General features: G+C 73.6%; 19 protein-coding genes. 9 read left to right on the top strand and 10 right to left on the bottom strand.

Annotated features, from left to right (window positions below; translation table 11 throughout):
* Nucleotides 1-36: 36 nt before the first annotated feature.
* Nucleotides 37-678 carry a hypothetical protein gene (locus ACZ6ZR_RS11515; RefSeq protein ID WP_465641782.1) on the bottom strand — a complete coding sequence of 214 codons (642 nt, stop codon included), beginning with the start codon at nucleotides 676-678 and terminating at the stop codon, nucleotides 37-39.
* Nucleotides 679-907: 229 nt separating this feature from the next.
* Between ACZ6ZR_RS11515 and ACZ6ZR_RS11510 the strand changes: the two genes are divergently transcribed.
* From ACZ6ZR_RS11510 to ACZ6ZR_RS11495, 4 genes are all read left to right on the top strand, one after another.
* Nucleotides 908-2,731 (top strand): DUF4357 domain-containing protein, encoded by a 1,824-nt coding sequence (locus ACZ6ZR_RS11510; RefSeq protein WP_465641780.1) that lies wholly within the window; start codon nucleotides 908-910, stop codon nucleotides 2,729-2,731.
* Nucleotides 2,728-3,930: an McrC family protein gene (locus ACZ6ZR_RS11505; protein WP_465641778.1), complete on the top strand. Its 1,203-nt coding sequence runs from the start codon at nucleotides 2,728-2,730 to the stop codon at nucleotides 3,928-3,930. The genes ACZ6ZR_RS11510 and ACZ6ZR_RS11505 overlap by 4 nt, the downstream gene beginning before the upstream one ends.
* Nucleotides 3,931-4,015: 85 nt before the next feature.
* On the top strand, nucleotides 4,016-4,243 hold the full coding sequence (locus ACZ6ZR_RS11500) for a hypothetical protein (protein WP_465641776.1): 228 nt from the start codon (nucleotides 4,016-4,018) through the stop codon (nucleotides 4,241-4,243).
* Nucleotides 4,244-4,414: 171 nt separating this feature from the next.
* Nucleotides 4,415-6,481 carry a galactose-binding domain-containing protein gene (locus tag ACZ6ZR_RS11495; protein ID WP_465641774.1) on the top strand — a complete coding sequence of 689 codons (2,067 nt, stop codon included), beginning with the start codon at nucleotides 4,415-4,417 and terminating at the stop codon, nucleotides 6,479-6,481.
* 48 nt (nucleotides 6,482-6,529) lie between these two features.
* Here ACZ6ZR_RS11495 and ACZ6ZR_RS11490 read toward each other — a convergent pair whose 3' ends face one another.
* Nucleotides 6,530-7,048, bottom strand: a complete 519-nt coding sequence (locus tag ACZ6ZR_RS11490; RefSeq protein WP_465641772.1) for an NUDIX domain-containing protein — start codon at nucleotides 7,046-7,048, stop codon at nucleotides 6,530-6,532.
* A 139-nt stretch (nucleotides 7,049-7,187) separates the two neighbouring features.
* Between ACZ6ZR_RS11490 and ACZ6ZR_RS11485 the strand changes: the two genes are divergently transcribed.
* A complete protein-coding gene (locus tag ACZ6ZR_RS11485; protein WP_465641770.1) occupies nucleotides 7,188-7,415 on the top strand; it encodes a hypothetical protein in 228 nt (75 codons plus the stop codon).
* Nucleotides 7,416-7,456: 41 nt separating this feature from the next.
* On the top strand, nucleotides 7,457-7,918 hold the full coding sequence (locus ACZ6ZR_RS11480; protein WP_465641768.1) for a hemerythrin domain-containing protein: 462 nt from the start codon (nucleotides 7,457-7,459) through the stop codon (nucleotides 7,916-7,918).
* Nucleotides 7,919-7,925: 7 nt separating this feature from the next.
* Here the strand turns inward: ACZ6ZR_RS11480 and ACZ6ZR_RS11475 are convergent, their stop codons facing one another.
* The 4 genes from ACZ6ZR_RS11475 to ACZ6ZR_RS11460 all read right to left on the bottom strand — a co-directional run bounded on the left by ACZ6ZR_RS11475 (nucleotide 7,926) and on the right by ACZ6ZR_RS11460 (nucleotide 15,012).
* Entirely contained in the window at nucleotides 7,926-9,056 is a 1,131-nt protein-coding gene (locus ACZ6ZR_RS11475; RefSeq protein WP_465641766.1) for an aminotransferase class I/II-fold pyridoxal phosphate-dependent enzyme, read from the bottom strand.
* A gap of 148 nt (nucleotides 9,057-9,204) precedes the next feature.
* Nucleotides 9,205-12,084: a hypothetical protein gene (locus tag ACZ6ZR_RS11470; RefSeq protein WP_465641764.1), complete on the bottom strand. Its 2,880-nt coding sequence runs from the start codon at nucleotides 12,082-12,084 to the stop codon at nucleotides 9,205-9,207.
* Nucleotides 12,084-13,946, bottom strand: a complete 1,863-nt coding sequence (locus tag ACZ6ZR_RS11465) for an HSP90 family protein (RefSeq protein WP_465641762.1) — start codon at nucleotides 13,944-13,946, stop codon at nucleotides 12,084-12,086. Before ACZ6ZR_RS11465 ends, ACZ6ZR_RS11470 begins: the two co-directional genes overlap by 1 nt.
* 61 nt (nucleotides 13,947-14,007) lie before the next feature.
* Nucleotides 14,008-15,012, bottom strand: a complete 1,005-nt coding sequence (locus tag ACZ6ZR_RS11460; protein WP_465641760.1) for a hypothetical protein — start codon at nucleotides 15,010-15,012, stop codon at nucleotides 14,008-14,010.
* Between the two features lie 190 nt (nucleotides 15,013-15,202).
* Here ACZ6ZR_RS11460 and ACZ6ZR_RS11455 point away from each other — a divergent pair, with 190 nt between their 5' ends.
* Nucleotides 15,203-16,267, top strand: a complete 1,065-nt coding sequence (locus ACZ6ZR_RS11455; protein ID WP_465641758.1) for a glycosyltransferase family 2 protein — start codon at nucleotides 15,203-15,205, stop codon at nucleotides 16,265-16,267.
* Nucleotides 16,268-16,274: 7 nt separating this feature from the next.
* Nucleotides 16,275-17,267, top strand: a complete 993-nt coding sequence (locus tag ACZ6ZR_RS11450) for a polyprenyl synthetase family protein (RefSeq protein WP_465641756.1) — start codon at nucleotides 16,275-16,277, stop codon at nucleotides 17,265-17,267.
* 7 nt (nucleotides 17,268-17,274) lie between these two features.
* Here ACZ6ZR_RS11450 and ACZ6ZR_RS11445 read toward each other — a convergent pair whose 3' ends face one another.
* Nucleotides 17,275-18,951, bottom strand: coding sequence for a hydroxysqualene dehydroxylase (locus ACZ6ZR_RS11445; protein WP_465641754.1), 1,677 nt, complete (start codon nucleotides 18,949-18,951; stop codon nucleotides 17,275-17,277).
* A 250-nt stretch (nucleotides 18,952-19,201) separates the two neighbouring features.
* Between ACZ6ZR_RS11445 and ACZ6ZR_RS11440 the strand changes: the two genes are divergently transcribed.
* Complete coding sequence (locus ACZ6ZR_RS11440) at nucleotides 19,202-21,931, top strand: M4 family metallopeptidase (protein WP_465641752.1); 2,730 nt, start codon at nucleotides 19,202-19,204, stop codon at nucleotides 21,929-21,931.
* A gap of 32 nt (nucleotides 21,932-21,963) precedes the next feature.
* Here ACZ6ZR_RS11440 and ACZ6ZR_RS11435 read toward each other — a convergent pair whose 3' ends face one another.
* Genes ACZ6ZR_RS11435 through ACZ6ZR_RS11425 form a run of 3 tightly spaced genes read right to left on the bottom strand, consistent with a single transcriptional unit; the run spans nucleotide 21,964 to nucleotide 25,513 of the window.
* Nucleotides 21,964-22,608 carry a bifunctional 4-hydroxy-2-oxoglutarate aldolase/2-dehydro-3-deoxy-phosphogluconate aldolase gene (locus ACZ6ZR_RS11435; protein WP_465641750.1) on the bottom strand — a complete coding sequence of 215 codons (645 nt, stop codon included), beginning with the start codon at nucleotides 22,606-22,608 and terminating at the stop codon, nucleotides 21,964-21,966.
* A complete protein-coding gene (locus tag ACZ6ZR_RS11430; RefSeq protein WP_465641749.1) occupies nucleotides 22,605-24,206 on the bottom strand; it encodes an N-acyl-D-amino-acid deacylase family protein in 1,602 nt (533 codons plus the stop codon). The genes ACZ6ZR_RS11435 and ACZ6ZR_RS11430 overlap by 4 nt, the downstream gene beginning before the upstream one ends.
* The gene (locus tag ACZ6ZR_RS11425) at nucleotides 24,206-25,513 is read right to left on the bottom strand and encodes a type III PLP-dependent enzyme domain-containing protein (protein WP_465641747.1); all 1,308 of its coding nucleotides are present in this window, start codon (nucleotides 25,511-25,513) and stop codon (nucleotides 24,206-24,208) included. Before ACZ6ZR_RS11425 ends, ACZ6ZR_RS11430 begins: the two co-directional genes overlap by 1 nt.
* Between the last annotated feature and the right edge of the window lie 86 nt (nucleotides 25,514-25,599).

Below are 25,599 nucleotides of genomic sequence, written 5' to 3'. Positions count from 1 at the left end.
GCCGAGGCACACCGGGCGGCCGTGCGGGAGGGCTGCTCAGAGCCGGTCGGACTCGGCCAGGTCCCGGGCGCGTTCGGTGCGGCACTGTTGCCAGACGCGGTAGGTGCGTTCCGCCTCGGTGAGGGTGTCCGCCGCCCTGGTGTGGTCGGCGAAACCGGTCTCGGCCTCGTACGTCAGCAGTTCGACGAGATGTGCGGAGGCCAGCCGGATCCGCTCGGCGTGGACCTTCCGCAGCTTCGGAACGAAGTCCGCGTGGGCCTCCGACATCTCCAACAGGTCATCCGTGTCCGGGGCCTGGTCGTCGTCGTACAGGGAGGGCACCCGGGGCAGTTCGGGCATGGTCGGTGGACACCGTCCGTCGACGTCCGGCACGGCTGGGCGGTCCAGTCCGAGGAGCTGGTTGACCAGTTGGCGCTTCGGCTCGGACAGCGTCACGGTCGCGGCGATCCGCCGGAGTTCGGCGAGCATCGCCGGTACCGCCTCCGCGTTCTCCGACTCGAGGGCAGGGGCCAGCCGCCCCACGATCGCGAGGGCGTCCTCGGAGGCGCGGTCCAGTACGGTGTCGCACTCGTCCAGCATGCGGAACGCCCGCTCGGCGGTGCGCACCGACTGCCGCAGCATCGCCAGCGGATCGCCGTCGAAGCGTCCGACCGCAGCGAGGATCTCCGACTCGGGCATGAGCCGATCGATCCAGCCCCCCGAGGTGGGCACTTCTCCCCCACTGCGTGTCCGAACCACCGACCGGCCTCCAGATCAGCCTCTTGTTGAAGCGATCATGGACCACTTGCTCCTGCCACGCCACCTCCTTCGGGGAAATGCTCCTCGCCGCGGCCGGACGCGGTGGGGGAGTGCTGTCCGAGAGGGTGGTTACGATCCTGATCCAGGCCGGCTACCGAGAGAGAAGCAGATGACCGACGAATACCCGGAGTTCCTCCTGCGTCTGCCCAACTCCGGCCCGACCGCCCGTGGTCGGCTGCTGGAGGAGAAGGTGGCGGGTAGTCAGAAGTTCGTGGTCACCGCGGGCTCCCCCGTCCGTCCGGTGGTGGTTCCGTCCTTCCAGCTCAGGGTCCCCTCCTCGTACAACCTTCGGGAGAAACTGATCGAGGACGGGCGGATCACGGAGTCGCAGACGTGGCCGGGGTGGCTGGAGACGACGGCGGACATCGAGTGCGGCTCGCCGTCCGCCGCCGCGGAGATCCTGGTGGGTCGCAGCGCCAACGGCTGGGAGGAGTGGCGGGCCGAGGACGGCAGGCCGCTGTCCGACTTCATGTCACAGGTCTGGTGGGGACCGAACCGTGCCTGGCTGGTGCGGGGCGACCGGCTGGCCGGCCCGGATGACGTCCGGAAGCGTTGGCTGCTCGAGGGAATCGTCAGCTTCTCCGCGGTCTGGCTGCGGCCGGGTGCTCAGCAGGGTTCCAGCAAGGACCAGCTCCGCAGGATAGTGGCGGAAGACTACGACGCGACGGTTCCCTACGGTCAGCGGGCGCAGCTGGTGGAGGAGTTGCACGCCTTCCTCTCCAGGATGAAGCCGGGGGACACGGTGTGCGCCTTCGAAGGGGAGCGGCTGTACATCGGCAAGGTGGTCGGCTCGGTCGAGGAGGTGCGGACGGGGACGCACGGCGAACTGCGCCGGCCGGTCGAGTGGCAGGCCGGTGGTGTACCGGGCGGTGAGTTGCCGGAGGAGCTCCAGCAGAAGCTGACGGTGCCGCACGGCGTCGTGGACCTGACCGCGTTCAGGGTGCTGATCGAGGGACTCGGCCTGACGGACGAACAGTTGGCCTCCGAGGCGGAGGCCATGGGCGCCACGCCGGGAGTGGAGCCACCCGCGGTCGTCGCCCGACGTGAGCTGGAGCTGCCGGAGTTCACCGATCAGCTCCGGGAGGACGTGCTGGTGCACGAGGCGGGATGGCTGGAGGAGATCCGGGAAATCCTGCTGGAGGAGCGCCAGTTGGTCTTCTACGGACCTCCGGGGACGGGCAAGACGCACCTCGCGCTGAAGCTCGCCGAGCACCTCAGCGGTTCACCGGACAGGGTCAAGCTGGTCCAGTTCCATCCGAGTTACTCCTACGAGGACTTCTTCGAGGGGTTCCGGCCGCGCGAGGACCGGGACAGCGGAGAGGTGGCGTTCCGCCTCACCCCGGGGCCGCTGCGCGAGCTGGCGGACCTGGCCCGGGACGAGATGAACCGGCATCTTCCGTTCTTCCTGGTCATCGACGAGATGAACCGGGCGAACCTCGCCAAGGTCTTCGGGGAGCTCTACTTCCTACTCGAATACCGGAACAGGTCCGTGCGGCTGACCTACTCCGAGGACGACTTCGCGCTGCCTCCCAACCTGTTCGTCATCGGAACCATGAACACCGCGGACCGTTCGATCGCCCTGGTGGACGCTGCCATGCGCCGTCGGTTCGCATTCGTCGAGCTTTCGCCGCGCGCCGAACCCACGAAGGGCTTGCTCGCCCGCTGGCTCGACCGTGAGGGCATCGACGGCGAGCCGGCCGAGTTGCTGGAGCTCCTCAACGCCCGGATCGACGATGCCGACTTCCTCGTCGGGCCGTCGTACCTGATGAAGCGGAACATCCACCAGGACGGTGTGTTGGAGCGGGCCTGGCGAACCAAGATCCTGCCCTTGCTGGAGGAGCACCACTACGGTGAGGGCCTGGCGGTCGAGGAGACGTACGGGTTGAGCGCCCTCCGCGCCACGCTCACGAGTGGTGGGCGGCCGGGAGCGTGACCGATCTGCTCCTGGTCGAGCACGGTGGTCCGGTGTCCTGCCGGATGGACGATCGGGTCGGGCGGGCACTGGCCGAGTCGAAGGCCGTGAGGGCCTCGCCGGATCCGCGCCGGGCCGGCCACTGGTCGGTGGCAGCGGGCAGCAAGGTCGGTGTCCTCACGGTGGACGTTCCCGGAGGTCCGGGCGTGGCGCTGCGGATCACTCCCAAGGTCCCGATGCCCCGCCTGTTCTTCCTGCTCGGCTACAGCCTGGACCCCAAGGGCTGGCGGAGCGAGGAGGTGGACCTCGGTGACGAGACCGAGGTGCTGCCGGTGATGGCCCGCGTCTACGAGCGTCACCTGGAGGCGGCCCTGCGCCAAGGGCTGCTGCAGGGCTACGTGTCGACCCGGTCCAGTGCGACGACGGTGCGCGGGCGGATCCTCGAGAGTGAGCAGATCCGGCGACGGTACGGGATGGCCGTTCCGGTGGAGATCGTCTACGACGAGTTCACGGTGGACACCGCGGAGAACCGACTGTTGCGGACCGCCGCCGAGCGTCTGCTGCGACTGCCGGGGATGGATCCGCTGGTGCGCCGTCGGCTGCTGCGGCACCGCGCCCGGATGGCGGAGGTGACCGTCCTCCGGCGAGGCGGGCGGCTTCCTGCCTGGGAGCCGAGCAGGCTCAACTCGCGCTACCGGCCCGCGCTGCGCCTCGCCGAGTCCATCCTGCGCGACAGCTCCGTGGAACACCGGACCGGTGACCTGAGGGTCAACGGGTTCCTGTTCGACATGAACCGCCTGTTCGAGGACTTCGTCACGGTCGCGCTCGGGGAGGCGCTGCGGTCCCGCGGTCTGCGGAGTCGTCTCCAGGATCGGCACTTCCTCGACTCGGCGGCCGTGATCGGGATGCGGCCCGATCTGGTGGCCTACGGCACCGACGGAGTCCCGTGCATGGTGGTCGACGCGAAGTACAAGGTGAGCCGGCCCTCCGGGTTTCCGGACGCCGATCCCTACCAGATGCTCGCCTACTGCACCGCCCTCGGGCTGCGGGAGGGACACCTGGTCTACGCGAAGGGCAGCGCTCCCCACCGCACTCACCGGGTGAAGGGCGCGGGCATCACGATCCACCAGCACGCACTGGACCTGGACCGGGACGCGGATGGCCTGCTCCAGGAGATCCGCCGACTCGCGGCCAGGGCCGCGGCGCCGTTGACCTCCTGACCGCCGGCGCAGGGAAATCGTTTGCCGGAGTGCGACACGTGGGCCAGGGTGGGCCGGTCGAAGTCAGCGGAGATGAGGAGAGCACGTGCCGGCACCGTCGGGGTTCGAGTACCAGCAGCGCCCGGACGGGACGGTGCAGATCCTGCACCACCGCAAGCCGGCCGGGACGCTGCGGGGGCAGCGGGCGGCGGAGTTCCTCGCCGAAGTGGAGTCGGGGGACGCGCAGCTGGTGATGGCGCGGTGGACCGGGAACTACCGGCGGGGGAACGAGCGCTCCGCCAAGCAGCACCCGCGCAACTCGGGCCGGGGCTGAGCGGATTCGGGTGTTCGCGGGGGTTTGAGCGCGGTTCTGCGCGATTCTTGCTGACGCAATGTCAGGAAGATGGTCAGAAGCCTTGACGCGTCCCGGCCGTGGTCGCGATCCTCGTCGCACTGTGCACGCGGGCCGTGACGGCCCGCCAGGGCCGGATCGCGGAGGTGTGGGATGGCTGTTCGTCGCCCGGACCGCAGACGTGGACTCGTCGCGCTGCTGTCGTTGCTGCTCGCCGTGGCGGTGTTGCTGGTCGGCCCCGCCCCGGGGTCGTCGGCCGCCGCCGGGGCCAACTGGTGGGACCCGACGGCCCGGCCGGTGCCGGACTCGCAGATCAACGTCACCGGGGAGCCGTTCAAGGGCACCGACGCCAACGGCAAGGTGCGCGGTTTTGTGGACGCGCACGACCACCTGATGTCGGCGGAGGCCTTCGGCGGCCGGCTGATCTGCGGCGCGGCCTTCTCCCAGCAGGGCGTCGCGGACGCGCTCAAGGACTGTCCGGAGCACTACCCCGACGGTTCGCTGGCCATCTTCGACATGATCACCAACGGCGGTGACGGCCGGCACGACCCGGTCGGCTGGCCCACCTTCAAGGACTGGCCCGCCCACGACTCGCTGACCCACCAGCAGAACTACTACGCCTGGGTCGAGCGGGCCTGGCGCGGCGGCCAGCGGGTGCTGGTCAACGACCTGGTCACCAACGGCGTGATCTGCTCGGTCTACTTCTTCAAGGACCGCAGCTGCGACGAGATGACCTCGATCCGGCTCCAGGCCCAGAAGACCTACGAGCTCCAGGACTACGTGGACGCGATGTACGGCGGCCCGGGCAAGGGCTGGTTCCGGATCGTCACCGACTCCGCGATGGCCCGGCAGGTGATCGCGCAGGGCAAGCTCGCGGTGGTGCTCGGCGTGGAGACCTCCGAGCCCTTCGGCTGCAAGCAGATCCTGGACGTGCCGCAGTGCAGCCGGGACGACATCGACCGCGGGCTGGACGAGCTGCACCGGATCGGGGTGCGCAGCATGTTCCTCTGCCACAAGCTCGACAACGCGCTGTGCGGCGTGCGCTTCGACGAGGGAGCGCTCGGCACCGCGATCAACGTCGGCCAGTTCCTCTCCACCGGCACCTTCTGGAAGACCGAGAAGTGCGCCGGCCCGCAGCACGACAACCCGATCGGCCTGGCCGCCTCCCCGCAGGCCCAGGGCCTGCTCCCGGCCGGCACCTCGGTGCCCGGCTACGCCGCCGACGCGCAGTGCAACAGCCGCGGGCTCACCGAGCTCGGCGCGTACGCGGTGCGCGGGATGATGAAGCGTCACATGATGCTGGAGATCGACCACATGGGCGTCAAGGCGGCCGGGGCGGCCTTCGACATCCTGGAGTCCGCCTCGTACCCGGGCATCATCTCCTCGCACAGCTGGATGGACCTGGACTGGACCGAGCGGGTCTACAAGCTCGGCGGCTTCGTCGCCCAGTACATGCACGGCGCCGAGGGCTTCTCCGCCGAGGCGAAGCGGACCGACGCGCTGCGCGACAAGTACGGCGTCGGCTACGGCTACGGCACCGACATGAACGGCGTCGGCGGCTGGCCCGGCCCGCGCGGGGCGGACACCCCGAACCCGGTCCGCTACCCCTTCCGCTCCACCGACGGCGGCTCGCTGATCGACCGTCAGACCACCGGGCAGCGCACCTGGGACCTCAACACGGACGGGGCCGCGCACATCGGGATGGTGCCGGACTGGATCGAGGACATCCGGCTGACCGGCGGCCAGGGCGTGGTGGACGACCTGTTCCGCGGCGCCGAGTCCTACCTGACCACCTGGGGCGCCGCCGAGAAGCACAACGCCACGGTGAACCTGGCCGCAGGACGCCCGGCCGCCGCCAGCTCCACCGAGTGGAACCCCTTCGTCAGCTACGCCGCCGGGCGGGCGGTGGACACCGACTCCGGCAGCCGCTGGGCCAGCGACTGGAGCGACGACCAGTGGCTGCGGATCGACCTCGGTGCGCCGACCGTGGTCGGACGGGTCACCGTCCTGTGGGAGCGCGCGTACGCCAAGGGGTACCGGATCGAGGTCTCGGACGACGGCGCCGCCTGGCGGACCGTCTGGTCGACCACCGAGGGCAACGGCGGGCTGGACACCGCCGTCTTCCCGGCCACCCTGGCCCGCTACGTCCGCCTGCACGGCGAGCAGCGCGGCACCCAGTGGGGCTACTCGGTCTACGACCTGGGCGTGCACGGCAGCTGAGCCGGCATCGGTAACGGGCCCCGTCGGCGACCGCCGGCGGGGCCCGTGTCAGTTGCCGTTGGGGGGTAGGACGAGGTACTCCGGGCGGCCGGTGCGGCGGGCCTCGGTGGCGGCGCGCAGCACCCGGCCGCGGCGGGCGTCGGCGAGCGCGATCAGCTCCTCGGCCGGGCGCAGCGCGAAGGCGTCGTGCTCGACCGGATCCAGGGTGATCCGGGCGGTCTCCGCCTCGGTGATCACCCCGCCGTCGAAGAATGCGGCCAGCCGCCAGGGCCAGGGGCCCTCGGGGGCGGACCAGGCCAGCACCAGCAGCGTCGGGGCCCCCGCGCAGCCCGCGGGCAGGAAGCCGAGCTCCTCGACGGTCTCCCGACGGGCGCACGCGAGCAGGTCTTCACCCTCTTCCAGGAAGCCGCCGGGGAGCACGTACTGGTCCGGCCCGCGGACCGAGCGCAGGGCCAGCAGCCGGCCGGCGGCGTCGGTGAGCAAGAGGCCGGCGCAGGCCAGACCGTGGGGCAGCGTGGGCACGAACCGTTCCGGCGGGAGCCAGCCGGGCGGGAGGGAGGTGGGCACCTTGCCACGGTAACCGGCGGGGGCGCCGGTGCTGACGAGGCATCAGTGCCGTCGGGGAAAAGGATTAATGACCTGCGATCAAGACAGAGCCGGGCGTATGGTCATGAACCCCCTGAAGGTGGAAGGAGGTTCACCAACCATGGGAATGTTCAAGGACGGCGCGCCGAGCGAGCATCCGGACTTCACCCAACTGCGCTTCATGGCGGCGGGTTCGCCGTCCTGGTGGAAGCTGAACCGGCACAAGGTCTTCGCGGTGGCCGGCCTGCTGGCCGGCTTCTGGCTGGCCGGCCACCACGACAGCACGCCCGCCGCCCCGGCCACCGGCCCCGGCAACGCCCAGCCGACGGTCACCGCCCCGGCCCGCTGATCCCTGCCCGCCGTCCCGGCCGTAGGGGCAGAATGCCGGTCATGACGACGGATCGTGCCGGTGCGGTTTCCCGGCTCAAGGCGCTCGGGGTGGAGCTGGTCGAGGTTCACGACGGGCTGCGGGAGGAGCTGGCCCGGCTCCAGGAGGACGTGGCCGCGGGCGGGCGGCGGCTGCCCGGGCTGCGCGGGCACTGTGCGGCGTTCTGCTCGGCGCTGACCGAGCACCACACCGGCGAGGACGCGGTGATGTTCCCGGAGCTGGCCCGGGAGCATCCCGGTCTCCGGCCGGTGCTGGAGAAGCTGACGCAGGACCACCGGATGATCTCCGGTCTGGTGGACGAGCTGGAGCGGCTGCTCGCGACGGTGTCCGAGCAGCCGGACGAGGAGGAGGTGCGCCGGGTCCGGGCCGGGGTGGACGGCCTGGCGGCCATCATGGAGTCGCACTTCGCCTTCGAGGAGCGCCGGATCGTGGCGGCGCTCAACGACCTCGGTGCCGGTGGGTGACGCTCGCTCAGCGGGCGGCGAGCCAGTCGGTGAAGGCGGCCAGGGCGGGCTGCGGGTCGCGGCGGCCGATGCCGATCCGGAAGCGGTCGGTGGGGGTCGGGGTGAGCTCGGAGCGGAAGACGGAGGCGGGGAGGAGCAGCACCCCGGCCTGCTCGACCAGGTCGGTGCAGAAACGCTCCACCCCGTCCTCGCCGAGGTAGCGGGGGAAGGCGACGCAGCCGCCGGCCGGGGGCTGCCACTCGAAGAGCTCGGGGTGGGCGGCGAAGAAGGCGTCGAAGAGCGGGCGGTTGGCGGCCAGGATCGCCCGGTTGCGGGCCAGCAGGCGGTCGGCGGACTTGACCGCGATCCGGGCCAGCAGCTCGCCCGGGGCGGAGTTGCAGATCGAGGTGTAGTGCTTGGCCCGCTCCAGCCGGGAGAGCAGCTCGCGGTCGCGGCAGACGATCCAGCCGACCCGCAGGCCGGGCAGGCCGAGCGCCTTGGAGGTGACGTTCAGTGAGATCGCGTTCGGCGAGAGGTCGGTGGCCTGCGGGAGGGTGGTGGCCGGGTCGGCCTCCAGGCCGCGGTAGACCTCGTCGCTGAACAGGCGGATGCCGCGCTCCTCGCAGAGCTCGGCGAGCGCGGCCAGGTCGGCGGCGGGGATCAGCGCACCGGTCGGGTTGTTGGGGAAGTTGACCGAGAGGACCCGGGTGTTCGGCCGCAGCGCGGCCCGTACCTCGTCGAGGTCCAGGGCCCACCCTCGGGCCGGGTCCAGGGCGACGCCGGTCACCTCGCAGACCGAGAGCGGGACGGTCTCGGCGGCCTGGTAGTTGGGGGTGACCACCACGGCGTGGTCGCCGGGCGAGAGCAGCACCCGCATCGCCAGGTAGAGCGCCTCTTCGGCCCCGGCGAAGCAGAGCACGTCCTCGGCCTGGGCCAGCGTGCAGGTCTCGGCGATCGCCTGCCGCAGGCCGGCGTCTCCGTGGGTGGTGGTGTAGCCGAGCGTCAGGGACTCCCAGGCCTCGCGGTCGGCCTCGTCGGCCAGCTCCAGCAGCTCGGACATCCGCATGCTCTGCGCGTCGGAGGCGGTCAGGTGGTGCCTGGCGGTGAACTCCCAGCGGGAGAAGTACGTCTCCAGCCGGAAGTCGGGAAGTCTGGTCACGCGGGGGCTCCCGGGGCGCTGGTGCGGCTGATCGGCAGTGATCGGTACTGATCGGCACCATCAAACACCGGGACGGCCCGGGCCGCCCGCGCGCAACGGCGGGGGCGGCCCGGACGGCTGAGAGAGGGTCGGACCTGCTCGGCCCCGGTCAGCTCTCCTGCATCCGCTCGCGCAGGTCCGCCAGGATGCCGGCGGCCTCCAGCAGGCCAGCGCGGGTGCAGCGGTCGATCCCGGCGGTGAGGCGGGCCACCGCCGCGTCGGTGCGGCCCAGCTTCCCGCCCTCCAGGATCGCGGCCAGCCGGACCCCCTCGGCCCGCGAGCCCTCGCCGCGCTCGGCGCCCTTGTCGTAGGCGGCGATGGAGAGTTCGGCCTCGGCCAGGGCCTCCTCGAAGCGCTCGGCGATCGCGTACACCCGGGCCCGGGCGTCGTGCGCGGCCCCCTCCAGGTACCAGAAGTCCAGCTCCTCGCCGGCCTCCCGGGCCGCCTCGCGGATCCGGTCGGCCTCGGCCAGCAGGGCCAGCGCCTCCGGCAGGCCGTCCGGGCCCTGGTTGCTCACCGTGAGGCGGGCGAACTGCTGGAAGGTGTCGGCCAGTTGGCCGGTGCGCGGGGCCTTGGCGTGGGAGGCGACGGCCCGGTCGCGGGCGGCCGCGGCGGCCTCCCAGTGGCCGGCCTCGGCCAGCGCGACGGTGGCCTCGCAGGCGACCATGGTGTGGATGTCCTGGTCCTCCCAGTCCGCCACCACGTCGGCCAGCCGCAGGTACTCCTCGGCCGCCTCACGGTTCTCGTCCAGCACGTACAGGCCGCGGGCCAGATCCAGCCGGAGCTGGGCCAGCAGCCGCTCGTCCAGGCCCTCGGTCTCCAGCAGGGCCGACTCCAGCACCGCGACGGCGTCCGCCGCGCGGCCCGACTCCCGGAGCTGGGAGGCGAGTTGGCCGCGGATCTCGGCGGCCCCGGCGGTGTCGCCGTCGGCGTCCAGCCGGGCCGCCGCCTCGGACAGGGCGCGGACCGCCCCGGCGTGGTCGCCGCCGTGCGCGTAGGCGTGGCCGAGCATCGCGTAGGTGGAGCCGTACGGGAAGCCGGAGTCGCCCCAGCGGTTGGCCTCGGCCAGCGCGCGGTGCAGCAGCGGGACGGCCTGGCCGGGCTCCCCGGCCTGGAAGCGCAGCTGGCTGAGCAGGCTGAGGGTGCGCGGGGTGTGCCACGGGGTCCCGGCCCGCTCCTGGAGCGCGAGGGCCTCGGTGGCGGCGGCCTCGGCCGGCTCCAGCTGCCCGGCCCGGCCCAGCGCGTCGCCCCGGTACATCAGCGCGGTGGCGGCACGGTGCGGGTAACCGTGTGTCAGGGCCTGCGTCCGGTACGCCTCCACCTCGCGCTCGAAGACCGCCCGGGCCTCGGCGGAGGGCTCGGGCAGCCCCTCGACCAGGCCGCGGTAGCCGGCCATCGCCCGGCACTGGCGGACCACCAGCACCTCCTCCGGGCCGGTGGCCCGGCCGGCCTCGAAGGCCTCCTCGGTGATCCGCAGGGATTCGTCGAGCAGCGCCCAGTCGGCCGTCCAGTCTTCGGCGGTGAAGTTGACCAGGGCCGCCCGGGCGCGCTGCGCGGCGGCCTTGTCCGGGTACCCGGACAGCTCGAACAGCCGCTCGGCCTCGGCCAGTTCGACACCTGCCTGATCGTCCTCGTCGCGGTCGAAGGCGTCCGAGGCGCGCTGCAGCGCGAGGTCGGCGAGCAGCCGCTCCTCCGGGCCGAGCGCCTCCGGCAGCGGGCTGTCGTCGGCGGCCCGGCGGTCCGCGACCAGCTGCCAGAGCCGGTCCGCCTCCGGGTGCGCGGTGAGCCGCAACTCGCGGGCCCGCAGCACCAGTTCGGTGAAGTCCTCGGGGGCGGGCTCGACCGGCTGGGCCGGCGCGGCCGGGACCACCGGCACCGGGGTGGCGGCCCGCAGGCCGAGCGCCAGCGGCTCGCTGAGCAGCGGCTGCCGCTCCAGCCGCTCCCGGCGCCAGGTGCTCACACGCTCGGTGCCGTTGCGGGCGTCGAAGCGGGCCGCCAACTGCTCGGCCTCGCCGTGCACCTGCTCCAGCAGTCCGGCCACGGTGGCCGGGCCGCCGGGCGGGCCGCTGACCGCGAGCTCGCCGTGGCCCTGCCCGGCCAGGGTGGCCAGCAGCAGCTCCACGCCGGTCAGGAAGGAGAGGTGGGAGATCGGGTCGCCCTGGGCGGCCGCGAACAGGTCGCGGTTCTCGGCCAGGATCTCCAGGCCGCGCGCCGCGTTCCCGGAGAGCGCGCAGAACTCCAGGTGCAGGCTGATCTGGCCGGCGGCGTTGGACTTGCCCCGGGCCGCCCGGTACCCGGCCAGGTGGGCCGAGCGGGCCTGGTCGGTGCGGCCGAGCCGGAGCAGCGGCAGCAGGGAGTCGGCCTGGCTGGTGTAGGGCTCCTCGGAGCAGGTGTCCCGGCCGTCCAGGACCGGCGCCCAGGTCTCCAGCGCCCGGGCGTCGTCGCCGTGGCGGACGTGGTGGCGGGCCTGGGCGCGCAACTCGCAGGCGTGGCAGTCGCTGTAGCGGGTGCGCGGGCGCCCGGCCCACAGCTCGTAGGCGTCCGCCTCGCCGGTGCCGGTGTGCGCGGCCAGGTGGAACCGCTGGGCGTAGTACGGCTGGAGGCCGAGGCCCTCGGTGCGGTACCGCTCGCGCATCTCGCCGTGCCAGCGCTCGATCGCCGCCAGCGGCACGTCCGGCACGCTGAGCAGTGCGCTGGCGACCCACTTGAACCGCCAGAACAGCTGGAGCCTGCTCCACTCGTTGAAGTCCGAGGGGTGCTGGTCCCAGAGCTTGAGGATGCGGGCGAAGACCACCGGCGCCTTGCGCGGCTCGGCGTCGTACTCGTACGCCTCCATCAGGTCGAAGAGCGCCAGCAGCAGCAGCTCGCGGTCGTCGAACTGCTCGGCGGCCTCGGCCAGTTCCTCGGCCTTGACGGTGCGCGGGCGGCCGTGCGGCTCGGTGTCGTTGTCGCGCAGCGCCTGGTAGAGCGCGTCCTTGGTGTCGGTCATCAGGACTCCTCGTGCGGCGTGGCCGACTCGTGGCCGAGCATGGCGTGGTCCAGCAGGCTGATGAAGGAGCGGTTGAGCAGCGCGCTCTCGCTCGACTTCAGCGGGCGGCGGGTGAGCAGCAGGGCCTGGCCGTAGAGCGCCTCCACGGCCGTCACGGCGAGCTCGCGGTGGCCGATCGTGGCGGCCCGGCGCACCAGCGGGTTGAGGTGGTTGAGCACCAGCTGGGCGCGGGGCACCTCGGCCCGCAGCGAGCCCAGGATGTCGGCCCACAACCCGTCGGTCTCGTCGGCCAGTTGGGCGCGGTTGCGCTCGTGCCTGGCCTCCCGGTTGTCCAGCAGCAGGGCCGGGGCGTTGGCCGGGTGGAAGGTGCGCAGCACCACGTCGCAGTCGAAGCGGCCGATCACCTCGCGGGCCACCGCCAGGAAGGCGGCCGCGGCCAGCTCGGCGTCGGGGGAGACGGCGTCCAGGTGGGCGGTGACGGTGCCCGGGTCCAGGTCGGCCACCGAGCTGCCGGGGCGGATCTCGGGCAGCCGGTGCACCAGGTCGCGGTCGTAGGTGTAGCCGCCGTTGACCACGCCGAGCCCGGCGGCGGCCGCGATCGGGGCCACCTGGCGGAACTCCTCGACGGTGCGGGCGACCAGCACCACGGGGTGCGCCCGGGCGAACTCGTCCAGCGTGACGTTGCCGTCGGTGGTCTCGAAGGGCAGCCAGGGCAGCAGCATCCGCAGCAGCTCGTCGTCGTGCCGGGCCAGCGACTTGACGGCCAGGTGGTGCGCGCCGATGAAGCGGTGCAGCAGCGCCGGGTCGCTGGCCGACAGGCCGGTCAGCCAGTCCCGGATCCGGGCGCCGAGCGCGTCCCGGACGGCGGCCAGCGTCTCGTCCGCGTACAGGCCCTCGCGGGAGGCGGTCGGGCGCAGGCTGTCGGCGTCCACCACGCAGCGGACGAAGAAGGCCCAGTCCGGCAGGAGTTCTGACGCCGTGTCGGAGACCAGCATGCCCTTGAGGTGCACCCGGTGGCCGGCCTGACGGGACGGCGGCACCGCGTCGGGCAGCACGTAGGCCACGCCGCGCAGGCCGACCAGCGGCAGGTCCAGCTCGATGGTGTCCAGCGGGGTGAAGTCGAAGGTGGAGCGGCAGTACGCGGTGAGCGCCTCGCGGCGGGCCAGCGGGGAGCCGTACGTCGCGGCCCAGGGCGCCGGGTTGGGGTTGACCGGGATCTCCACGCCGCCGCCGTCGATCACGGTGACCTGATGGCGCAGCAGACCGCCGTAGTGGCGGGCCAGTTCGAGCACCTTGCCGGGCGTGGTCCACTCGGCGGCGTCCGGGCGCGGGCGCAGCGTCACGGTGGTGCCGGGCTCCGGCTTGGCGCTCGAGGGCAGGGTGGCGATGGTGTACCGGCCGTCGGAGCCGCCGCGCCACTCGATCACCGGGGCGTCCGGGGTCTTCGCCGAGCGGCTGACCACGGTGATCTCGTCGGCCACCACGAAGCAGGCCAGCAGGCCGATGCCGAACTGGCCGATGAAGTCGCTCCGGGCCTGGGCCAGGCCGGAGCCGTCCAGCCCGCCGTCGGCGGTCCGCTTGGAGCTGCGGCCGATGGTGGCCAGGAAGGTGTGCACGTCGGCCTCGCTGAGGCCGACGCCGGTGTCGGTGACGGAGAACTCCGCACCGGCCTTGATGGTGATCTTCGCCGGGGCGGCCGGGTCGAGCGCCTGGCGGGCGGAGATCGCGTCGACCGCGTTCTGCATCAGCTCGCGCAGGTAGACCCGGGGGCTGGAGTAGAGGTGGTGGGAGAGCAGGTCCACCAGGCCGCGCAGGTCCACCTGGAAGGTGTGCGCGCCGGGGACGTTGTTGGTCGAGGACACCGGTGCTGGCTCTTTCGGTCTCGGGTTCGGAGGCGGGGCGGTGCCGGGGCGGCCCGGAGGATCAGCGGGCGCAGGAGTCCCGGAGCCGGGTGAAGGCGGCGACCGGGTCCTGGTCCAGGTACTGCCAGGGGAACTCGGTCACGCCGGTCTCCAGCTCCTCGAACAGGCGGCGGGCGTAGAACTTCTCGCCGACCATGGCGAGCGCCATCGCGAAGGTGTTGTGCACCGGCTGCCAGCCGCGCGGGCGTCGGTAGGAGACGTGGCCGACCGAGCGCTCGTAGGCCTCGCGCAGCTCGGAGACCACCCGAGGGCTCGTCAGGTAGTTCGAGTCCTCGCCCGGGTCCAGGTCCAGCCAGTGCTCCAGGTGTGCCAGCACCACCAGCTCGGCCAGCGGGCTGCCGACCGGCGCGGCCAGCATCGCGGAGCGGGCGAAGGCGTGCATCTCCTCGTGCGAGCCGCCCCACTTGCGGCAGACCTGCTGGAGCTGCTGGCGGTGCGAGGCCAGGTGGCCCGGGTGGCGGCGGTCCGCCGCGTCGAAGCGGGCCCGCACCACGGCCTGGCCGAGCGAGGCGCCCCGGCCGGCGATCTGCAGGAAGTACCAGGGCGCGAGCCAGCCGGACTCGCGCTCGGCCACCTCCAGCAGCTGCTCCTCGGCCTTCTCCAGCCGCTCGCCGAACAGCTTCCACTGCTCCTCGGAGACGTGCTGGGCCCGGGCGCCCGTCCGCGCCTCCCAGGCCCAGGACACCTGGCGGGCGCCGGAGACCAGCAGGGCCAGCGTGTCGTCGGGCGCGTCCGCCACCGCCTGGGCCAGCACCCGCTCCAGGCCCTCGGCGTCGGACACCAGGTGGATCGCCGAGGTCAGCTCGGCCTGGTCCTCCAGGGCGGCCAGCGAGGCCCGCAGCGCGGCCCAGTCGCCGGCCTCGGCGGTGCGCACCAGCTGCCGCAGCCGCTCGTCCCCGAAGGTCGGGTCCACCGTCGGCTTCGGCTGGGCGGAGGACCGTCCGAACCCCCAGCCGGAGCGGCCCGAAGAGCCGTCACCGGCGGACCGCCGTCGGAAAAGCGCCATGATCTCGTTCCCCCGGGAATCGTCCTCGGAATCGTCACCGGGCCGCCATGATCGGTGCCCGTGCCGGAATGACTATCACGGGCCGCCCACAGGACCGACGGCACCCCGGTCGTTCGGGCACGGGCCGCGGGACCGAGGACGGGCGGGCGGAGGGGTACGGCCGCTGTCATAAGCTGAGACCTCCCGACTGATGTACGTGGCCGCCCCGCCCGCCCCGCTCCGAAAGGCCCGCCAGCCGATGGCTCCCCAGCTCTCCGTCGTCGTCCCCGTCTACAACGTCGAGCAGTACCTGGAGGAGTGCCTCGACTCCATCGCCGCGCAGACCTTCACCGACTTCGAGTGCGTGATGGTGGACGACGGCTCCACCGACTCCAGCGCCGCCCTCGCCGAGCGGTACGTGGCCAGGGACCCCCGCTTCCGGCTGGTGCGGCAGGAGAACAAGGGCCTCGGCGCGGCCCGCAACACCGGCTACCGCAACATCTCGCCGGGTGCCACCTACCTGACCTTCGTGGACAGCGACGACACCCTGCCGCCGGGCGCGTACCGCCTGATGATCTCCACCCTGGAGCAGACCGGCTCGGACTTCGTCACCGGCAACACCCTGCGCCTGCGGATCGCCGGCCTGCAGCCCTCCGGCGCCCACCGCCGCGCCTTCGGCCGCACCCGGCTGCAGACCCACGTCAGCGAGTTCCCCGCGCTGCTCACCGACCGCACGGCCTGGAACAAGGTCTACCGGCGCTCCTTCTTCGACGCGGTCGGCGTGCTCTACCCCGAGGGCATCCTCTACGAGGACGCCCCGGTCAGCGTGCCGCACCACTTCCTGGCCAAGAGCGTGGACGTGCTCTCCGAGCCGGTCTACCACTGGCGGATCCGCGAGGACGGCGCCTCCATCACCCAGCAGCGCACCGACACCCGGGGCCTGACCGACCGGGTGCGCTCGATGCAGCTGGTCCGCGAGTGGCTGCAGGCCCGGCCCGAGCCGAAGTTCCGCGAGGAGTACCTGGCCGCGTACGACGCCAACTGCCTGACCGAGGAGATCCCGATGTTCTTCTCGACCGTGCCGGACGGCGACGCCAACTACCGCGCGGCGTACCAGGAGCACGTCAGCCGGCTGCTCCGGGAGATCGGCGTCGAGAAGCTGGAGGGGCTGCGCCCGCTGCCCAAGCTCAAGTACCGCCTCACCCTGGAGGACCGGATGGACAGCCTGGTCACCCTCCAGCGCCTGCACCGCCGCTACCGCAAGCTGCGCGGCTGATCCGCGGGTGTCCGCGGTCGAGGGCCTGCTGCGGGCCGCCGGTGACGCCTGTGAAGGGCAACTGCGCTCCTGGGTGCGGGAGTTGGACGGGCTGCCGGCGGAGGTGGCGGCCTATCAGTTCGGCTGGGCGGGGGCCGGTGGGCGTGGGAAGGCCGTCCGGGCCGCGCTGACCCTGGCCTGCGCGCGGGCGGTCGGCGGCGAGGCGCGGGCCGCCGTGCCGGCCGCCGCCGCGGTGGAGATGGTGCACAACCTCTCGCTCCTCTACGACGACGTCCTGGACGGCGATCCGGTGCGCCGGCACCGGGACGCCGCCTGGCGGGTGTTCGGCCCCTCGGCCGCCGCCCGCGCCGCCGACGCGCTGCTGCTGGTCTCCTTCGACGTGCTCTCCGGCCACGGAGGCACCCCGGAGCCGGTGGCCCGGGAGGCCTCCGCCGCGCTGCTGGAGACCCTGGTCGCGCTGGCCGTGGGGGAGGGGCTCGACCTGGTCTTCGAACGGCGGGACGGGGTGACACTGGACGAGTGCCTGGAGATGGTCGAGGGCAAGACCGCCTCGCTGTTCGCCTGCGCCTGCCGCCTCGGCGCGCTCTACGGCGGGGCCGGACCGGAGGCGGCGGGCGAGTGGGCCGCCTTCGGCCGTGACCTGGGGACGGCCTTCCAGATGACCGACGACCTGCTCGGCATCTGGGGCGACCCGGCCGTCACCGGCAAGCCGGTCTTCGCCGACCTGGCCCGCCGCAAGCTCTCGGTGCCGGTGGTGGCCGCCCTGAACTCGGGAACGGAGGAGGGAGCGCTGCTCGCCCGCGAGTACCGCCGCCCGCAGGCCCGGCCCGAGGAACTGGCCCGGCTGGTGGAGCTGGCCGGCGGCCGCCGCTGGACCACCGAGCGGGCCGCCGCCCACGCGGCGGCGGCCCGGTCCCGGCTGGCCGGACTCACCGGCGATCCCGCGGTGGCGGCTGAACTCGCCCTGCTGGTCGGCCTGGTGGTCGACCGCGAGCACTGACGGCCGGTCAGCTCTCCCAGGGGGCCGGGCCGTCCAGCAGGTGGGGGCGGCCCTGCCCGTGGAGCTCGGCGTCCACCTCCTTCAACCGGCCGAGCTCCGGCGGCTGGTGGAGTTGGTGGACCTCGGCCGGGGCGGCTGGGTGGCGGGCGGCTTCGAGGAGGGCGTTGACGGCCAGGCGGGCGGATTGGTTGGCGCCCTCCATGGTGGCGAGGTTGACGGGGCAGCGGACGTGGTCGCCGGCCAGGAAGAGGTTGGGGGCGGCGGTGACGGCGGACGGGCGGGCGGCCCAGGAGCCGGTGGTGTTGATGAGCAGGGCCTCGTCGTTGACGGCCGGGCCCGGGCCGTCGAGGCCGCGGACGGCCGGGTCGAGGTGCCAGGAGTGCAGCAGGCCGGGGTGCAGCCTCTGGCGCCCCGGGCCGTTCAGGCCGTCGCAGAGTTGGGCCCAGACCTCGGCGGCCACCTCGGCCCGGGTGCACTCCCGGGCCGGCTTGCCGTACAGGATGCCGGGGGTGTCCCAGGCGGAGACGTCCACCGAGAGGCAGTCCGCCACCGTGCCGTCCCCGTAGGTGGCGCGGAAGTCGCCGTCCCAGAACTGGGCCTGGCTGATCGAGGTGAGCGCCCAGGGCGAGTCCAGGAAGAGCACGTGCCCGCGGACCACCGGCACCTGCTCCCGCAGGTAGAACTGGATGCCCACCATCCAGTCGGTGCGCAGCTCGGTCACGCTCTTCAACTCCGGGTCGGCGGCGGCCAGTCCGCGCTCCAGCAGGGCGCCCAGCCGGTCCACCGGCAGCGCGCAGACGTACCAGTCGGCGGTCAGCTCCTCGCGCTCGCCGTGCGGCCCGCGCAGCGTCGCGCCGGTGACCGAGCCGCCGGAGACGGCCAGCCGCTCCACTCGCCGGCCGAGCTCCAACCGGACGCCCAGGGCGGCGAGGTGACGGACCCACGGGTCGATCCAGGCGGTGCTGGTCGGTGCGTTCAGCACCCGGTCGGCGGGCTGCACCTCGCCCCGGCCGAGGAAGCCGTAGCAGAAGGCCTCCAGGAAGCCGCCGACGGTGTGGGTGCTGCAGACCTCGGCCCGGGCGGCCACCACGGTGCGGGTGGTGCCGACCACGCAGGCCTTGCGGTACTCCTCCGAGGCGCCCTCGGCCCGGCTGTACTCCCACCAGGAGGTGTGCTCCCACTGGCCGAGCCGGCGCTCCTCGCTGCTGGTGATGTACACCAGCAGGCGGTTGGCGTAGTAGAGCAGTTCCTCGCTGCTGAGTCCGGTGCCCCCGGTGCCCAGGCCGATGGCCCGGAGGAACTCCAGCGGGCTGCGCGCCCCGGCGGCCAGTGAGACGTCGGTGAGGCGTTCACCGACCCGGCCGGAGCGGGCCGAGAGCAGGTGGGTGGCCTCCCGGAGGTTCCCCGCCACCCCGTCGGGCTGTCCGGCGAACGGGATGCGGCGCAGGGTGTCGGGGAGGCTGCGGTAGAAGCCGGGGAAGAACCGGAAGCCGTGCTCGCTCGGCAGGTCGAGCCGCCCGCCGGTGCCGGTGCCCGGTACCGAGGAGCTGCGGGCCTTGCCGCCCCAGCCGGTGGGCTCGACCACCGTCACCTCGAAGCCGCGCTCGGCCAGTTCCGTCGCCGCTGTGAGCCCGGCCACCCCGCCGCCGAGCACCGCCACCCGTCGCCCGCCCCTGCCCGTCACCTTCGGCTCCCCTCGCCCGGCCCGTTCCGGGCGCCCCGGGCCCGATTCGATCACGTGGCCCGGGTGGGCGGCGTTCGCGGGGCCCGGTGAACTCTGCCCGCCCGGCCGGGAACCGACCGTACGAACGCGCACGATTTCCGGCGGTGGGGCGATTCCGCTTCCGGATCGGACGCCGTCCGACGAAGCATGGGCTGACCAGACGTCAGCAACCGACCGGACGTCAACAACCGCACCCCGTAGGAGAGTCGCCGTGCTCCACCGTGCCCGCACACCCCTGTCCGCCGTGGTCGGCGCCGCCGTCGCGCTGGGCCTGACCCTGACGGCGGCGCCCGCCCTGGCGGCGCCGCCCGTCGAACCCGACCCCGTGCCCGGCCTGGTGGCCGGGGCGGGCACCGAGAGCCCGCAGCTGGTCACGGGGCTGGCCGAGGCCGCGCCCGGCGCGCCGGCCGAGGCGGCCAGGGCCCATCTGGCCGCCCACCGGGACCGGTACAGGGTCGATCCGGCGGAGCTGGCCGAGCTCTCCACCGAGCGGGCCGCCGACGGCCGCCGGACCGTCAGGTTCCAGCAACTGCACCACGGGATACCGGTGTTCGGGGCGCGCTACCAGGTGCACCTGACCGGGGAGGGGGAGCGGCAGCAGGTCGAGTCGGCCGGTGGCAAGTACTTCACCGGGCTGTCCGTCCCGACCGCCGCCACCGTCCCGGACGCCGCCCTGCGCGGCGCGGCGCTGTCCGCCGTCGAGGACCTGAAGGCCCGGGCGGGGGCGAAGGCCGAGGACCGGGGCCTGGTGGTGCTGCCCGGCGGCGCGGGGCGGTTGGCCCGGCACTTCACCGTGCTCGGCGCGGGCCGGGACGCCGAGGGTGCGCCGCTGGTCCGCGAGGTCTTCGTGGACGCCAACCTCGGGGTGGTGGAGCTGAGTTACGCCTCCCGGGTGCCGTCGGCCGGAAGCCTGCCGAAGGCCGCCGCCGCACCGGCGCTCGAACCGTCCACCGGCACCGCCCCCGACTCCTTCGGCCGCACCGTCCCGGTGAACACCGGCCGCCTGCCCGACGGCAGCCACCAGCTGGTCGACCTCACCCGGCCCGGCACCGTGACCACCTACGACGCGGCCGGGCGCGACATCTCCGAGTTCGGCAGCGGCGGCCTGCCCGCCGGTCTGGCCCCCGCCTCCTCGCCCGGTCCGGCCTTCCCGGCCGCCGCCGGCACCAGCGGCGCCACCGACGCGCACCGCAACGCCGGTGCGGTGTACGACTTCTACCGCGACCGCTTCGGCCGGGACGGACTGGACGGCAAGGGCGGTCCGGTGGTCTCGGTGGTGAACATCACCGCCGGCGGGCAGTCGCTCGCCAACGCGTACTGGGACGGCCAGAAGATGGTCTACGGCGGCGGCGACGCGCAGTTCCGCCCGTTCGCGGCCGCGCTGGACGTGGCCGGGCACGAGATGACCCACGGTGTCATCTCGCACACCGCCGACCTGGCGTACTTCGGCCAGTCCGGCGCGATGAACGAGGCCATCGCCGACTACCTGGGCAACGCGGTCGAGCTGACGGCCCGGGGGATTCCGATGACCGACCCCAGGGCCGGGCTGCTCGGCGAGGACCTGTGCCGCACCGGCACCCCCGAACAGTGCGTGGGTGAGCGGCGGTTGGACACCGGGCGCACCACCACGGAGCACTACATCGGGGCCGGGCTCACCGTCGACAACGGCGGAGTGCACCTCAACTCCGCCATCTTCTCCGGGGCGCTCTGGGATGTCCGCCGCGCCCTCGACCCGGCCACCGCCGACCGGCTGGTGTACCGCGCGCTGACCGAGTACCTGACCCCGCTGGACGACTTCGTGGACGGCCGCAACGCGGTGCTGGCCGCCGGCCGGGCGATGAAGCTCGGCAAGGCCGAACTGCGCACTGTGGCAAGGGCCTTCGACGAGCACGGCGTCAAACAGGGCTGGCAGCGCCGGCTCGGCACCGACACCCGCACCCTGGTCGCGGGGGTGAACACCAACGCGGCCGCCCCGGCCGCCGCAGGCGGCCGCTGGGTGATGGCCAACACCGACGAGGCCAGGACCGGGCAGCCCACCCTCTGGACGGGCCGGACCGACGGCTCCGGCGCGGTCACCCGGCTCAGCCCGGAGGACGGCCGCTGGCACCACGCCGCCGGCACCGACGGCCGCACCGCGGTCTGGAAGGCGGTCACCAGCACCGGGCCGGACGCCGGCGGCGGCGAACTGCTGGCCCGTTCGCTCGACGGCGGCCCGGTGCGCAGCGTGTACAAGCCGGTGAAGCGCGGCGTCGAGGCGAGCGGTGCCCAGGTCTCAGGTGGTGACATCGCCTTCGTCGAGGACGACTGGGAGGCCGACCGGCACCGGGTGATGCTCTCCCGCGAGGGCGGCCCCGCCGTCGAGATCCCGCTGCCCGCCGGGCACCAGGCCTTCGGGCTGAGCTTCCAGGACGGGCTGCTGGCCTGGACCGAGTTCTGGATGGAGGGAGAGAAGGGGGTCCTCGTCCCCACCGTGTACTCGATCGCGGCCGGCCAGGTCACCGCGCGCTACCGGCCGGCCGACGCGTCCGGCACCGCCTCCGGCGCGGTGCTCGCGGGCGGCCGGGTGCTCTGGGTGGAGGACTCCGAAACCGGGGCCGGGCGGACCGTGATCCGCTCCGGCGCGCCGGACGGCTCGGGCGCGGTCGACGTGGTGTCAGGGGGCGCGCCGGGCACGGCGGGCGCGATCCTCTGGTTCACCGCCTCCGAGCGGGCCGTCACCTACACGCCGCAGTCCCCGCCCCGCACCGGCGGCTGGACCAACGCGGTCTTCCCCAAGCTCTGGCAGGTCCCGCTGGCCGGCGGCACCCCCGAGCGGGTCTCCTGCAACCGGGGCAGCCAGGAGAGCGCCGTGGCGGACCGGGGCACCCGGGTGATCTGGCTGGACTCCACGGCGGGCCGCACCGAGCTGGTGACCAGGGCCAGGCCGGCCGGCTCCTGCTGAGCTGCTGAGCCTGCGGCGGGGCTGACGGCCGGTCAGCCCCGCCGCAGCGCCTCGGTGAAGGCCTTCGCCCGGCGGGTGATCTCCGCCCAGTCCCCGGCGGCGACCACCGTCGGGGGCACCACGTCGGTGCCCGCGCAGACGGCCAGCGCGCCGTGGGCCAGGAAGTCGGCGGCGTTGCCCGCGTTCACCCCGCCCGAGGCGACCAGCGGCACGCCCGGGTAGGGGCCTTGGAGGTCCTTGAAGTAGCCGGGGCCGAAGGCCTTGGCCGGGAAGATCTTGACGGCGGCGGCGCCCAGGTCCAGCGCGGCGGCCACCTCGGTCGGGGTGAGCGCCCCGAGCAGCACCGGCGCCCCGGCCCGGTGGGCGGCCTCGGCCACCTCGGGCCGCAGGCCGGGGGTGACCAGGAAGCCCGCCCCGGCGTCCAGCGCCTGCCGGGCCTGCTCGGCGGTGAGCACGGTGCCCACCCCGACGGGGTGCCCGGCCGCCGCGGCGCGGGCCAGGTGGGTGGTCACCTCCGGGGTGGTGAAGGTGAGTTCGGTCCAGCCGATGCCGCCGGCCGCGAGCGCCTCGCAGAGCGCGGCGGCGTCGGGTATGTGCGGGGCGCGGACCACGGCGATCACCGGGTCGGCGGCGAGCGCGGCCCGCAGGCCGGCGGGGGAGGGGGCGGTGGTGGTCATCGGGCGCGGGTCCCTTGTTCGGTGCGGCGCAGGGCCCGGCCGGGCAGGGCCCCGGTGGGTCGGCCCTGGGTGAGGACGGGGCGGCCGTTGACGTAGACGTGCTCGATGCCGACGGCGGGGGTGCGGGGGTGGTCGAAGGTGGCCGCGTCCCGGACGGTCTCCGGGTCGAACAGCACCAGGTCGGCGTGGAAGCCGGGGCGGATCAGCCCGCGCCGGTCCAGCCGCAGCCGGCGGGCCGGGCGGCCGGTCATCCGGGTGACCGCCTGCTCCAGCGTCAGCACGCCCAACTCCCGTCCGTAGTGGCCGAGGTAGCGCGGGAAGGTGCCCCAGGCCCGGGGGTGCGGGCGGGCGCCGACCAGCAGACCGTCGCTGCCCGCGGTGTGCACCGGGTGGGCCATCACCTCCCGGACGTTCTCCTCGTGGCCGACGTGCTGGAGGATGGTGGTGGCCAGCCGGTCCGCCAGCAGCAGGTCGAGGAACACCTCGGTGCCGGACTTCCCCTCGGCGGCGGCGAGTTGGGCCACCGTACGGCCGACCCGGTCGGCCAGCCCGGGCTCGCCGACCCCGGAGACCTGGATGGTCTCCCAGTCGGTGACCACCCCGTGGCAGCCGTCGCTGCCCTTCTCCTCCACCTCGATCCGCACGCCCTCCCGGACGGCCGGGTCGGTCAGCCGGGCCAGCGTGGCGTCCGGGCCGCCCTCGGTGGCCCAACTCGGCAGCAGGGCGGCCAGGGTGGTGGAGCCGGGCAGGTACGGGTAGCTGTCCAGGGTGAGGTCCAGGCCGTCGGCCAGCGCCTGGTCGACCAGCTCCAGCAGCTCCCCGGCCCGCCCCTGGTTGACGCCGAAGTTCATCGTGGCGTGGGTCAGGTGGAGCGGGCAGCCGGACCGCCCGGCGATCTCCACCATCTCCGCGTACCCCTCCAGCGCGCCCGCTCCGTACGAGCGTTGGTGCGGCGCGTGGAAGCCGTCGTAGCGCGCGACCACCTCGCAGAGCGAGACCAGCTCCTCGGTGTCGGCGTACATTCCCGGGGTGTACGTCAGCCCGGTGGAGAGGCCGACGGCGCCCTCCGTCATCCCCTGGGCCAGCAGCCCGCGCATCCGGCTGAGCTCGGCGGGCGTCGGCGGACGGTTCTCCCAGCCCATCGCCAGCATCCGCAGCGAGCCGTGCGGCACCAGGTAGCAGGCGTTCACCGCGATCCCGGCGTCCAGCCGGTCCAGGTACTGGCCGACGCTGCGCCAGCTCCAGTCGAAGCCCTCCGGATCGCCGTTCCAGCCCGCCAGTTGGCGGCGCAGGGCGGGCAGGGTGGTGTCGTCCACGGGGGCGTAGGAGAGGCCGTCCTGCCCGAGCACCTCGCAGGTGACGCCCTGGGTGACCCGGGACGGGTGCGCGGGCTCGGCCAGCAGCCGCAGGTCGGAGTGGGCGTGCATATCGATGAAGCCGGGGGCCAGCACCAGGCCGTCGGCCTCGACCACCTGACGGGCGCTCAGGCCGGAGCCGATCTCCTCGATCAGCCCGTCGGTGACGGTGAGGTCGGCCCGGTAGCGGTCGGCGCCGCTGCCGTCGACCACGGTGGCGCCCCGGAAGAGCAGATCGGCCATCAGAAGAAGGTCCGCACCAGGTCGACCACCTGGGGCTCGGGGGCGTCGGCGTCGTCCACCACCGGGACGAGCTGCCACTTGTCGAAGGCGGTGCACGGGTGCGAGAGGCCGAGGCGGACCACCGCGCCGACCGGGGCGGCCTCGCCGGCCTCGCGCAGGAAGGCGTGCTGGTCGTTCAGCGCGGTGACCGTGGCCCCCTTCAACTCCGCGCCGCCCCTGACCAGTTGCGGCTCGGGCAGGCCCTCGTCGTACGGGAAGTCGCGCTTGCCGCCGTCCAGCAGGCTGAGCTGCGGCTCGGGGTGCGAGACCACCCGGGCCCAGCCGTGCATGGCGGAGCGGAACGGGCGGTCCCGGCCGTCCCGGGCCAGCGGGGAGATGCCCCGGTAGAAGCCGTCGTCGTGCACCAGGTAGGCGCCGGAGCGCAGCACCAGCGGGGCGCCGCCGACCTCCCGGGCGATGGGGGCCAGCTCCTCCACCACGGTGTCGAAGTAGGCGCTGCCGCCGGCCGTCACCAGTGGGTGCGGGCCGGGGTAGTCGTCGGCCAGCGAGCGGTGCAGGTAGGCGAGTTGGCGCAGGTAGTCGCGGACGGTGTCCAGCCCGGCGCGGCTCGCGTCATGGGCCAGCGCGCCCTCGTAGCCGCCGACCCCGGCGAGCCGCAGGGTGGGCGAGCGGAGCACCTCGGCGGCCACCTCCAGGGCCTCCGGGACGCCCCGGGCGCCGGTGCGGCCGTGCGGGCCGCCGAGCTCGACCAGCACCTCCACCGGCCGCTCGGCGGCGGCGGTGCGCAGCGCCCGGTCCATCAGCCGCACACTGGCCACCGAGTCCACCCAGGAGACCACGGCGAACTCCGGGTCGGCGGCCAGCTCGCCCGCCAGCCAGGCCAGCCCGGCCGGGTCGAGCAGGGTGTTGGCCAGCAGCACCCGCTGCACGCCGAAGGCCCGGGCGACCCGGAGCTGGGAGAGGTTGGCCAGCGTGATGCCGTGGCAGCCGGCCTGGATCTGGGACTGCCAGAGCGCGGGCGCCATGGTGGTCTTGCCGTGCGGGGCCAGCGAGACCCCGGCCTCGTCGCACCAGGCGGCCATGGTGCGCAGGTTGTGCGCGAGGGCGCCGGCGTCGAGCGTCAGCAGCGGCGTGCCGAGCTGGGTCAGGCGCGGCCGGGTGGCCAGGTACTCACGGGCCGTCAGGCCCCAGGCGGCGGGCGGCAGCGCCTTGAACCGCCAGTCCAGCCTCTCTTCGGCGAGGGCGGCCACCAGGCCGCCGTCGATCCCCGGTCCCTCGCCGCTGGTGGCGTAGCACTGCGGGCCCACTGCTGTACCTCCGGTCAACATTGCAACATGCGCAACGGTGATTGCGCATGTTGGTACGACGGTTCTAGCATTCGGGCCGGGCGCAG

It is taken from the genome of Kitasatospora sp. NPDC088742 (assembly GCF_055584905.1).
This window is presented reverse-complemented; position numbering and strand designations above follow the sequence as displayed.

Bases quoted from the DNA above. Each gene is read 5' to 3' on its own strand.
- ACZ6ZR_RS11515 (WP_465641782.1), bottom strand. From the start codon at position 678: ATGCCCGAGTCGGAGATCCTCGCTGCGGTCGGACGCTTCGACGGCGAT.
- ACZ6ZR_RS11480 (WP_465641768.1), top strand. From the start codon at position 7,457: ATGACGACGGATCGTGCCGGTGCGGTTTCCCGGCTCAAGGCGCTCGGG.
- ACZ6ZR_RS11470 (WP_465641764.1), bottom strand. From the start codon at position 12,084: ATGACCGACACCAAGGACGCGCTCTACCAGGCGCTGCGCGACAACGAC.
- ACZ6ZR_RS11495 (WP_465641774.1), top strand. From the start codon at position 4,415: ATGGCTGTTCGTCGCCCGGACCGCAGACGTGGACTCGTCGCGCTGCTG.
- ACZ6ZR_RS11455 (WP_465641758.1), top strand. From the start codon at position 15,203: ATGTACGTGGCCGCCCCGCCCGCCCCGCTCCGAAAGGCCCGCCAGCCG.
- ACZ6ZR_RS11485 (WP_465641770.1), top strand. From the start codon at position 7,188: ATGGGAATGTTCAAGGACGGCGCGCCGAGCGAGCATCCGGACTTCACC.
- ACZ6ZR_RS11460 (WP_465641760.1), bottom strand. From the start codon at position 15,012: ATGGCGCTTTTCCGACGGCGGTCCGCCGGTGACGGCTCTTCGGGCCGC.
- ACZ6ZR_RS11430 (WP_465641749.1), bottom strand. From the start codon at position 24,206: ATGGCCGATCTGCTCTTCCGGGGCGCCACCGTGGTCGACGGCAGCGGC.
- ACZ6ZR_RS11435 (WP_465641750.1), bottom strand. From the start codon at position 22,608: ATGACCACCACCGCCCCCTCCCCCGCCGGCCTGCGGGCCGCGCTCGCC.
- ACZ6ZR_RS11510 (WP_465641780.1), top strand. From the start codon at position 908: ATGACCGACGAATACCCGGAGTTCCTCCTGCGTCTGCCCAACTCCGGC.